We start from the raw sequence: 1,524 nt of genomic DNA on the forward strand, positions 1-1,524 counted from the left end.
ATAACTGATCGATAAGCTGGTCTGATACTGGCATTCTTTATTCCTTTCAAATACATGGGTAGAATGCCACTTACACAGATTTTTTTATACTCTCACAAATCACAGCACACGGAATTATAAATGCTGTCACCTTTTTTGAAAAAAACACTCAAAAAAGCCGCCGACATTCACAATCCGGTGTTTGGGGCGTCAATGTCCGCTATTCACTCATAGTTGACATTAGACTCAACCAATTTGGCTGATAAGTGCCAATTGCAGACATTCGGCGGCGTAGTAAATACATATTCATCACTCCCTTTATTAGCCCAAACCACCAGTTAAATTACCAAGTATCCAGCTTGAGTAAATTCAAGAACAACTAGCTTATTGCCTGTATAAATTATGTTGGATTCAAATTTACTGAATTCAGAAAAAACTGTTGAAATAGAGGTACATCAGAGTTAGTTTGGAATGAGTAAAAATCATGAGAAAAGGCAGAAAAATGTTCGACTTGCGGGCGGCTGCTTTTGACAACGAAGTGTTAGTCGCAGTCGAGAAATGATATGACAATATTTGGATTATTTTTGATAGTTGCGGGTGTTTTTGGAATCCTCTTTAACGGTTATTTGTATCTAAAATTTAGACAAATGAAGAAGGCTTTTAAAAGTGATGGCGACTCCTCAGTTGGTGCTGCACCATTCATTGAATACAATGCCTCAATGTTCTGGATGGCATGTGTTTGTGTTCCAGCCGGATACCATTTGGCTTTTATTAAAAGTGGGGATTGGCTCAACATACTCGGGCTAATTGTCGGGTTATACGGAGTGAGTGGTTTTATTCAATCCTTTCGCGTTCACGACACCATGAATGAACTAATTAAGGCTGGACGTGACTTGGATTCTTTACAGTCCTCGCTTTGGTCTATACGTATTATTGGAATTATATGTATATCCATAGGAGCCTACCTATTTTTGTAACTAAGTCTAACAAAGCCAGCCACAAGCGCCAGCAAGCTGGCTGGACTCGAGCGTTCGGCGCTCGCCTGTGTTGTCGGAGTTATGTGAATAATGGAGTTTAATTTGAAGTCCACGGAAGCAGCGGGAGAAAGGTTCTTTCGCCAGTACTATAAACATTGTACAGCCCCAGACAATGACACGCTGTTCAATTTTCTGAATTCCGCACATAGCCTGAACGACAAAATTGAAAAAAGTCACGGTAAGGGCTTCTTTGATATTGAGGAATTTACAGTTGTTAAAGCTCTGAGAAACATCTTTCATCACGAAGGTGAGCTAATTAATGAGGTGCGTGTGATTCCTGTCGAGGAACTTCCTCCAATAACAACAGATTTAGCTTTTCTTTGTTTAGTTCCTAGTAGCTTAATAGAGCAGTCATTTGAGTCTATACCTAAAAAGTACAGAGAAAAGGAAGAGAAAATAATTAGTTCAAAAGTTCGGAGTTTTTCAAGGTAGTTGTCCGATTTTCCCGTTTTATGCTGCTGCCTGAACCGGCACGATTTCCCGATTTGGATTCAGACTTACTGGCCCT

Annotated in this window: 2 protein-coding genes; both read left to right on the forward strand. The window is 39.9% G+C overall.

Features of this window, described 5'->3' with window-relative positions; all coding sequences use genetic code 11:
- Positions 1-542: 542 nt before the first annotated feature.
- Positions 543-956 carry a hypothetical protein gene (locus H141_RS0119595; protein WP_019677963.1) on the forward strand — a complete coding sequence of 138 codons (414 nt, stop codon included), beginning with the start codon at positions 543-545 and terminating at the stop codon, positions 954-956.
- Between the two features lie 102 nt (positions 957-1,058).
- Positions 1,059-1,448: a hypothetical protein gene (locus tag H141_RS20720; protein WP_169337195.1), complete on the forward strand. Its 390-nt coding sequence runs from the start codon at positions 1,059-1,061 to the stop codon at positions 1,446-1,448.
- Positions 1,449-1,524: the final 76 nt, after the last annotated feature.

Source organism: Arsukibacterium perlucidum DSM 18276 (assembly GCF_000382165.1).
In the GTDB taxonomy this organism is placed as follows: Bacteria; Pseudomonadota; Gammaproteobacteria; order Enterobacterales; family Alteromonadaceae; genus Alishewanella; species Alishewanella perlucidum.

What these genes read in the sequence shown, in the direction of transcription:
- H141_RS0119595 (WP_019677963.1), top strand. Translation starts at nt 543, where the DNA reads ATGACAATATTTGGATTATTTTTGATAGTTGCGGGTGTTTTTGGAATC.